This window comes from Bartonella sp. P12B (assembly GCF_055796185.1).
Window position 1 is genome coordinate 1 of record NZ_JBTTDI010000024.1, and the last position, 8,704, is coordinate 8,704.

The following is an 8,704-nucleotide window of genomic DNA, read 5'->3' on the forward strand; positions in this document are numbered from 1 at the left end:
GGCACTGGTTAACACCGGCACTGGTTAACACCGGCACTGGTTAACACCGGCACTGGTTAACGAATTTGTGATAGAAAATATATTTTTTAATGATTCGCCCTTCATGACAAGGCAATTTCATGACAAAAGCCGTTTTTTTACAAAACAGCACGAATAAAGTGATAAAATATTAACCTCTATAAAGGATGACGATAAAAATCACACACAAGCAGAAAATTTTATCGATTACTTTGTCATGAATCTTATATTATAATGATATGATTGATATTTTATTTGAAAAGAGTCATCAAGTTATGGTATCATGAGGGACGATAAAACGTGTTTTTACAGATATATTCTATTCAACACAGGAGAAAATTTCCTCTAAAAAGGATGGTAGAGATGTTTAATTTACAAGAGAGGCTGAATGGACGGATTTTACATCAGTCCTCTTGATTCGGCAGCAATCATCAGCCTCTAGGAGTGTTGACCAGAATAATGGCTTTTCAAGCAAGAGTGAAAAACCTATGCAAGATCTCCTCAAACAGAAAGAGAAAACAACCCAACAAAACCCCACATTTATAAAACGTACGAGCATCCCCCCATGGGCATCTTCTATGAATCTTTCCCATGCGTTTTTCCCCAAGCATTTTTCCCCAAGCGTTTTTCCCCAAGCGTTTTTCCCCAAGCGTTTTTCCCCAAGCGTTTTTCCCCAAGCGTTTTTCCCATGAGTCTTTCATTGTCTTTTTTCGTTCAAACTAAAAAAATGGCTCTTAAAATTTCTCAACACATCTTCATTTTTTTAAAGCCCATGATCGCCCCTAAAGAGCGAGATCAAAAACAATGGTAGTGTATGAGGTAAGGTCCTTTCCCTATAAACAGCATGGCCTTCCCTAAGAAGAAAAGACACCTTTACCGCCCATGATCGCCCCCAGCGTTTTGCTCACAACGAGCCTCCACTCTTTCCCCCTCCAATTTTATTTCCAAAATGAGCACGCCCCGATGAGACCATTTGAAGAATTTTTTTCCACCACAGTCGCTCTTAAACAGACAGTCTTTTTTAAATTCACACGGTAGAGTCATGAAAACAGGTAAAAAACGCGGTAGACCGAGAATAACAGGAAAGCTCAGAGAACAAAATGGCCGTATTTCACGCGCCAAAAACCCACGCACTCCGGCTCCTCTTCTTACCATTGAAATGCGTGCGAAACATTTTGGTCTGACACGAGAAGAAGCCAAAAATCCGCTTTCGAGTTCTTATATAGGGCGTCTTTGTTTGCTTGGTTATAAACAGGATGGCGAAGGGATCAGTCAAGAGCAATATGAGACTGCGCAACGCTATCTCCAAATCAGAAATGATTATTTATGTGCCAAAGGGTTACCGAGTGGATATTATGATGATTTTACCCATGCCTCAGATGAAAAAGCACACAAGCAGTGGATTCAAAAAGCCACGGATCACTATGAGAACATGAAAAAAGCCATTCAAGAAGCACAAAATCTACATCGCCAACATAATTTTCATGCCGCATTACAATATCTTGTCGTCGAGGATCAGCCACTGTCCTCACTCGTCAGTTCGTTGCGTCTTATTCTCAATGCGCTTCATAAATATTTTGAAGGACAATAAAGAAGCCCCCGCGCAACACAAAGAGATCAAGATTGACGCACACAACCTCTCTAGCCTTACCGGATGCTGTTTGCAAACAGCAGCTTAGCAAAATAAGCAACAGTGCAACAAAGGAGACTTGGGATGAAAAACAAGCGCCACCGCGCATGATGCATGCCACAATCATCAATTCCAAAACGATCAATTCCCCTAGCAAGGAATCAATTCCAATGACAACAGCCACACAAAGCTTAGATCATCATCGGCAACGAACATTCCACCTTAGCAAAACGATCTTTTTTTCTCAAAAAAAAGTGTTTTTTCGGCATAGCAACAACTTGTCAGGAAGACAGCCAGCATCTTTGCCAACCCACTAGACAGCTACCCCCACTATCATCGTTTTTCTCTTGACAACAGAGGGGAAATCGTATTTAATGACGAATGCGGGGAATGCTTTTTTGTGCAAAAATTTCATAATAATCCCTCCATATTACTGCATTCTTCTGATAGTATTGCTAAATTGTTCTAAAAAGCTAGAGGGGGGGATACGAGTGTCTTTATGCCTCTAAATAAGGTGCTCTTTTCTTTCTCATTTTCATTTTTTTGCTGCAATCACTCTTTCTTTGACAAGCCAATGAAAATGCCAACTTGAAGGAAACGATTTTTCTCTCTCAAAAGAAAAGCATTCCTTCGGCATCCCAAAAATTTGCCAAGTAGAAAGCAAGCGTTTTTGCCCAACCAGCTATCCAGCTACAGAAACCCACTATCATCGTTTTTCTCTTGACAACAGAGGAGAAATCGTATTTAATGATGAATGCGGGGAATGTTTTTTTGTGCAAAAATTTCATAATAATCCCTCCATATTACTGCATTCTTCTGATAGTATTGCTAAATTGTTCTAAAAAGCAAGGGGGAAAGAGTGCCTTCATACCTATAAAAAATACTCTTCTCTCTCATTTTCACTTTGTTTATCGCAATCAGTAAACATTTCTCTCTTTGCTTGCCAAAGGAAAGAATTGACAGTAAAAACAACTTCTCACCGTCATTTATGCTTTAAACCTTATCAAAAAGGGCATCGTGACCGGAATGTTCAAAGTAAAATTACGCCACTCAGCAGCTCTAGAGTTTCGTAAGCTCTCCATGGCTCCTCTAAATCGCCATAAGCCTCTGTAGGAAATGACATCTACTGTCAGCGTGTGGATACCTTCTCAAGAAAAACCAGAGTTTACCCAGCAGTGTAAATGGGGGATCTGCGTTCTTTAGAGCGAGAAAGAAATGACACTTGGTCTTTAGCAAAAGAGGAATGCCTCATGAGGGTGCTCAAAAGAGGAGAAAACTTTCAAGATGGGAAAACCATGAAGATCGCAACATGATTCAGCCAAAATAGCAGCGTAGCATTCCATGTCGTTTGTTAACATGGAGCTCTATTATGAAACTACAGGATTCCAAAAACAGTGCTCAAGGATCATCAAAAACGCAGGAAGGTGCGAGTGCGAGTGAAGCCTTAGAAAATCTTTCTACAAATTTAGCGGATCTGAGCCTTGAAAAAGAAAAAAGATCCCATTCAATCATGAAGAATTAACCGCTCTTATCACAGAACTCGAACATGATCTTTCTGATGGAATCGGTATCAAAGGATCAAAAGCAATGACCATTATGCCAATACAGATCTTAAGCTGATGCCATTTCTGATAGAGCAAGCAAATCGAAAATATGAAAGATTAAATCTTAAACTTGTCACAACATCGGCAGAGCTTATCTCTTCCATAAAAGAAGTAATAGAGAGCGGAATTTCATCTTCTAGATATATCGTGAACACAACGGATCGAGGGATCCATTCTGTAGAACTCGATCAACGAACTATTGCGGGCAAAACATCTTTGATCGCTTTTGAACCCGCCACGTTTGAGAGTGAGACAGCACTCTTGCTCTCAGTAAGACTCCAACTCAGCATTCAACGTGGAGTGCCTGAATGTCATTTTTCCAAGAGTGTCCTAAACATTCAGCGCAGTTCCTTGGAATGTGGAATATTTTGTTTAGCTCTTGCTAAAAAGCTTCATACCGAAGCTGAAAAATTGATAAGAATGCACCAAGATAATCTAAGCGGCGTCTTATGTGAACCCAATACAACTCTCTCTTCTGATAAAGTCGATCTGTACCTTCCCGCCAGCTTTTACAAACACACGCAAGGGAAAAGACGTCTCGAGCAATATATAAAATCAAATCCAGGGGCTGAAAGTGAAAAAGTAAACAAAAAAGACCAAACACTTCGTGAAAGATTTGAGAAAAACTCAAGAACAACAGAGGGAAAAGCTGTCTCTGTTTCCTTACATAGAAAAAGAGTTTCTGAATATAAATCTCTCATGATGTAGTGTTACCTATTTTTGCGCATATCTATAATAGAAGGTGACATTCCGTTTAGGAATCAAGCCTATTCATATGAGCATATTCTCCTGCTTTTTGGGCTCCTTGCTTTTTCGGTTTATAAAGCCCCTACAGGAGCAGCAAATTGTCGTATGAAGTTACACTTCACCTATCATAATCAAAAAAATTTGAGACATCTAAAGATAGCAAAAAACCTAGTTTTAGACTATCAAGATGAAAGGAGCACTTTCCCTCAAGTCTTTTACAATTTTTGCAAATTTTGAAGATGCAAGATCTCACAAGAAGGATCTTAAAAAAACCGTTCATCTTGCTTTGCAAAACTTTCTCAATAAAAGCTGCCCTCATTTCTTTCCCTCTTACCTTGAGAGAAATGAATACTCCGACATGTTTCAGCCAGAAGAGCAGTATAGCATTCCCCGTCGATTGTTAACATGGAGCAATATTATGAAACCGCAAGATTCTAAAAGCACCATAGACACCCCATCGCCAAGACAAGAAGAAGTTCCTATCAATGAATCACAAGAAAGCTCTCTTGCACATTTAGAGTTAAAGAGCGCCCAATCAGCAGGTCTCCCCTTCAGTCCTACAAAATTACAAGATATTATTACCACTTTAGAAAAAGACATCTCCAGCGGTTCTTGGCTCATTGCTGATTATGAAGATATTGATCTTCAAATGATGCCCGCGCTAATAAAGCAGGCCAATTGTAAATATCCGGAAATGCATCTTAAATTTGCATTAACAGCGCACGACTTTACCCGCTTACTAAAAGAAACGATCGAGAATGGCATTCAATCTTCAAGATATATAATAAACACGCAGGAAAGGGGAAACCATTTTGCGGTAATTGATCATCAAACCATTGAAAACAACGTGTCCGTGATACTCTTTGAATCGACAACTTTTACGCATAACATAAGTGCATCTCTGTTAGGATTGAGAACAAGACAAGCCATTGAAGCATTTCCCTTGTCTGAATGTCATTTTTCTGTAGCAGAAATGGATATTCAACGAAGTCCCTCTGAATGTGGAATATTTAGTTTAGCTCTTGCCAAAAAACTGTATCTCGAAGCGCACAAATTAACGAGAATGCACCAAGATAACATACGCGGCGTCTTATGCGAACCCAATACGCCACTACCTTCTGAAAAATTAGATACGTATCTTCCCGCCAGCTTTTACAAACACACACAAGGCAAAAGGCGTCTCGAACACTATATAAAATCCAATCCTAGCGCTGAATATGAAAAAGTGAACAAAAGAGGCGAAACGCTTGCTAAAAGGTTTGAAAGAAATTTAGTGACACCAGAGGACAAAACACTTTCTGTTTCACCTCATAGAAAAAGGATCAAGGACTATAAATCAGTCCTTCAACGATGATGGACTTTTTAACGTTATTTATTTTGAGGAGAATTAAACACTCCATTCAAGTTTATGGATTAAGTCCGTTCATATTAGCCAATTGATTTACTTCTAATTTATCAAACCACAAACCATATAAACTGCTTGCCTATGAAAGCAAAACATCGCTGTTAACTCAACAATAGCCTATCTTAAATCTATAAGCTCAAAAATTCTCAGAGCATTTTCGACAAAAAGACCGATCTATGGAAAGCTGGAGCAATTTCATATTTTTCCAAAGGATCTGCTTCTCCACCATCCCCCTACACAAGCAGCAAACCACTTTCCCACCACCAGCCAACCACACCACCAATACACCCTTAACCCGCTAGCACCACCAACCCCTCTCAACCACCATCACCACGCAACACCCCATCAACATCACTAACCGCCACCAACACCACCCACACACTCCATCAACGCCAACCCGCTAGCGCCATCAGCCGCTCTCAACCACCATCACTCCTCAAGAGTTTCATAAAAGTTTTTCTTCTGTTCCCTGAAGAACAGAGAAGTATTCGTTTTTAAGAGATCAAACAGCCTCACAAAATGTGGGGCTTTTTTATGGAGAAGCCTATGCGAAAAATATCATCAGAAGGATTAGCACTTATTAAACAATGGGAAGGTTTGCGTTTAAATGCCTATAAAGACGCCATTGGTGTGTGGACAATTGGTTATGGACATACAAGCTCTGCTGGAAAACCCTTTGTTCATAAGGGCATGAGTATCACCGAACAGCAAGCAGAAGAATTCCTTTGCCAAGACTTAAGACAATTTGAGAACGCTGTTGAACAAGCCGTTCAAGTTTCCTTAACCGATGAACAATTCGCGGCACTCGTATCCTTTTGTTATAATGTAGGAACAGCAGCCTTTTGCAATTCGACTCTGTTAAAAAAGCTCAATCAAGGTGAATATGAAGCGGTGCCCTCTGAATTACAGAAATGGACCAAAACAGGTGGAAAGCGTCTTCAAGGTCTCGTACACCGGCGTACAGCAGAAGCAGGCTTATGGGCAAAAGGGGCTTATGTTTCCTCCAATTATCAACCAGTAGAAACCGAACAGCCAACGGGGATTTTCAAAGCGGAAGCCCTTGCTCCAATCATTGGCTCTTTCTCAGGACTTGGCGGTTTGTTAGCGGGCAATGGTCCCATCCAATGGGCACTAGCTGCCATTATGGTCTTAGCCGCCTGTGCCGGTCTTTTCTTTGTCGCTAAACGTTTTCAGGAGCACCGGCTATGATCTTATGGATGAAAAGAAAAAAACAAGAGACCCTTTCAAAGCACAAGCCCTTGCCCCAATCATTAGGATCTTTCTCAAGTCTTGGCGGCTTGTTAGCAGGAAATGGCCCCATCCAATGGGCATTGGCAACTATTATGGTTTTAGTAGCATGTGCAGGACTTTTCTGTGTCGCTAAACGCTTTCAGGAGCACCGACTATGATCTTATGGATGAAAAGAAATCTAATGCTAACAGGTGCGGCTTTCGCCGCTTTTTTTATGCTTTTAGCAAAAGCTTTTGTTCTTGGCAAAAAGACTGAACAGCAAAAGCAAACAGAGAAGGCTTTAAAGAGAGCAACAACACGGCTTGAGGTGGAAAATGAAATTAATCAAAAAAGTGATGCTGATGTGCGTACTGAGCTCTCTGATTGGTTGCGCAACAAATAAAGACCTTTCTTCTTGTGTGGGTTGGTTGCCCATTTATCTGGACCCGCAAGATTTGCACGCCATCAGTTCAAACTTAGCAAGAGAAATCTTAAAGCATAACAAGCAAGGTGAATATTTGTGTGGGTGGAAACATGGCTAGAAAAACTGAAAAACACACGGAGCTTACAGAAGCAGAAAAAGAAATGCTTCAAGAAATGATCATCACCTACCAAAGTGTAAAAATGATGTCTCGCTTGATGAAGTGGATTGCGTTTTTTCTCTTTTTGCTGATCCTTGATTTTGCTCGACTTATGGATGCAATAGACAGTGTCTTTGCCCATTTAAAACGGTGGTTTTTAAAAAACTAACACCTTCTTCTTAAAAGCTTATCTCTTCCCTTTACCGAAAAATATTGGAGCCGCAGAAGAAATTAAGGGAGATCAATAGATTTGAAGCGCTTATCGCCTTCATTTGTGTTTAATTATTCAAAAAATAAACTTTTATAGTATTTTATTTTTGACATTTATATTAACTATAGATTTTTTAATGGAAGTATGTATAATACATTATGTATTGAACATAGAGGGATTTTTATGAATAAAAATTTTTTAGTGACAGTATCGATCTTTAGTTTACTTGCAACTTCAACGGTACAAGCAGCAGATACCATAATTCTTCAACAAGCAAAACCACCTGTTTCGATCTCTCAAGGATCTAAACAGACTGTTTCACCAGTTGTTGTTGCTCCACCTTTCACTTGGAACGGTTTTTATCTTGGAGGACAGGTTGGGAGCTTTTCAAGTAATAATTCTTTAAATTACGCTGAAGATGCCAAAACTGGAAAATGGTATTGGGTTGATAAATCTTTATCACCTCAACCATCAGGATTCGTAGCGGGCATTTATGGGGGTTCTAATTTTGATCTGGGAAGCAACATTATTTTAAGTGTTGATACAGATATGGTCTGGTCTGGTAGAAAAAGCATCAAAAAGGGTGATCAAAGAAAAATTTTAGATGACGATGAGTTAGATTCGATTAACGCAGTCTTTAAAGAGGCTGGACTTACTATTAAAAGACCTGGATCTTCTGATGAAACAATCCCTAATATTGGCGATATTGTTGAGAGTAGTGTTACTTTAAAAGAAAAGTGGGCTGGTGCAACGCGCGTACGTATTGGTTTTGGTTCAGGTTGCATTATGCCGTATGTTGCTGGTGGTGCAGCCTATATGCAGATGCAATATATCCAGTCAATTTTGTCAAAATCGCAAGAAGATCCTACTTTCATATTTGCTTCTGGCAATGTCTTGGATGAAACAAAAACGATGGTTGGTTATACACTAGGTGGTGGTGTTGATCTTGCAATGACAGATAATATTATCATGCGTGCAGAATATCGTTATTCAGATTTTGGTAAAAAGAAATTTGCCGACGATAAACTCGAAATTAGCAGTAAAACCAATAATTTCCGCATTGGTATCGCTTATAAATTTTAATTTATTGCAAAAATAGAGAAGAGAAAATTGCTAAAACCCCCGCTCCTACGGGGGTTTTTATTTATTGACAATAAAATCTCATTCTTGAGAGCGGGAAAGAGATCACCAGAGATCCTATGCGCACGCTTGAACGCTTGAATGCTTGAACGCTTGAACGCTTGAACGCTTGAACGCTTGAACGCTTGAACGCTTGAA

11 protein-coding genes and 1 pseudogene are annotated in these 8,704 nt (G+C 39.7%); 11 read left to right on the forward strand and 1 reads right to left on the reverse strand.

Translation table 11 applies throughout. The features are described 5' to 3' along the window. The first annotated feature begins 1,060 nt into the window (after positions 1 to 1,060). Together AC0QT1_RS08005 and AC0QT1_RS08010 are read left to right on the forward strand one after the other, a co-directional pair. On the forward strand, positions 1,061 to 1,609 hold the full coding sequence (locus tag AC0QT1_RS08005) for a hypothetical protein (protein ID WP_473202064.1): 549 nt from the start codon (positions 1,061 to 1,063) through the stop codon (positions 1,607 to 1,609). Between the two features lie 32 nt (positions 1,610 to 1,641). Further along, on the forward strand, positions 1,642 to 1,965 hold the full coding sequence (locus AC0QT1_RS08010; RefSeq protein WP_473199693.1) for a hypothetical protein: 324 nt from the start codon (positions 1,642 to 1,644) through the stop codon (positions 1,963 to 1,965). A 294-nt stretch (positions 1,966 to 2,259) separates the two neighbouring features. On the opposite strand, the gene AC0QT1_RS08015 is transcribed toward AC0QT1_RS08010, so the two are convergent. Continuing rightward, a complete protein-coding gene (locus tag AC0QT1_RS08015; RefSeq protein ID WP_473202065.1) occupies positions 2,260 to 2,436 on the reverse strand; it encodes a hypothetical protein in 177 nt (58 codons plus the stop codon). A 581-nt stretch (positions 2,437 to 3,017) separates the two neighbouring features. On the opposite strand from AC0QT1_RS08015, the gene AC0QT1_RS08020 reads away from it, so the two are divergent. The 9 genes and pseudogenes from AC0QT1_RS08020 (at position 3,018) to AC0QT1_RS08060 (ending at position 8,509) form a co-directional block, all read left to right on the forward strand. After that, a complete protein-coding gene (locus tag AC0QT1_RS08020; protein WP_473199695.1) occupies positions 3,018 to 3,170 on the forward strand; it encodes a hypothetical protein in 153 nt (50 codons plus the stop codon). Positions 3,171 to 3,267: 97 nt separating this feature from the next. Further along, positions 3,268 to 3,960 (forward strand): YopJ/AvrA family T3SS effector serine/threonine acetyltransferase, encoded by a 693-nt coding sequence (locus AC0QT1_RS08025; RefSeq protein WP_473199696.1) that lies wholly within the window; start codon positions 3,268 to 3,270, stop codon positions 3,958 to 3,960. A 457-nt stretch (positions 3,961 to 4,417) separates the two neighbouring features. Continuing rightward, the gene (locus AC0QT1_RS08030; protein ID WP_473202066.1) at positions 4,418 to 5,353 is read left to right on the forward strand and encodes a YopJ/AvrA family T3SS effector serine/threonine acetyltransferase; all 936 of its coding nucleotides are present in this window, start codon (positions 4,418 to 4,420) and stop codon (positions 5,351 to 5,353) included. A 597-nt stretch (positions 5,354 to 5,950) separates the two neighbouring features. Next, positions 5,951 to 6,613: a lysozyme gene (locus AC0QT1_RS08035; protein ID WP_473202067.1), complete on the forward strand. Its 663-nt coding sequence runs from the start codon at positions 5,951 to 5,953 to the stop codon at positions 6,611 to 6,613. Between the two features lie 28 nt (positions 6,614 to 6,641). Next, positions 6,642 to 6,813, forward strand: a pseudogene (locus AC0QT1_RS08040) (lysozyme); the annotation flags it as partial. Then, positions 6,810 to 7,037, forward strand: coding sequence for a hypothetical protein (locus AC0QT1_RS08045; protein WP_473199698.1), 228 nt, complete (start codon positions 6,810 to 6,812; stop codon positions 7,035 to 7,037). The pseudogene AC0QT1_RS08040 and the gene AC0QT1_RS08045, both read left to right, overlap by 4 nt. Next, a complete protein-coding gene (locus AC0QT1_RS08050; protein ID WP_473202068.1) occupies positions 6,970 to 7,176 on the forward strand; it encodes a hypothetical protein in 207 nt (68 codons plus the stop codon). The genes AC0QT1_RS08045 and AC0QT1_RS08050 overlap by 68 nt, the downstream gene beginning before the upstream one ends. Next, positions 7,169 to 7,384 carry a hypothetical protein gene (locus AC0QT1_RS08055; protein ID WP_473199700.1) on the forward strand — a complete coding sequence of 72 codons (216 nt, stop codon included), beginning with the start codon at positions 7,169 to 7,171 and terminating at the stop codon, positions 7,382 to 7,384. Before AC0QT1_RS08050 ends, AC0QT1_RS08055 begins: the two co-directional genes overlap by 8 nt. A gap of 225 nt (positions 7,385 to 7,609) precedes the next feature. Beyond that, positions 7,610 to 8,509, forward strand: a complete 900-nt coding sequence (locus tag AC0QT1_RS08060) for an outer membrane beta-barrel protein (protein ID WP_473199701.1) — start codon at positions 7,610 to 7,612, stop codon at positions 8,507 to 8,509. The last annotated feature ends 195 nt before the right edge of the window (positions 8,510 to 8,704 follow it).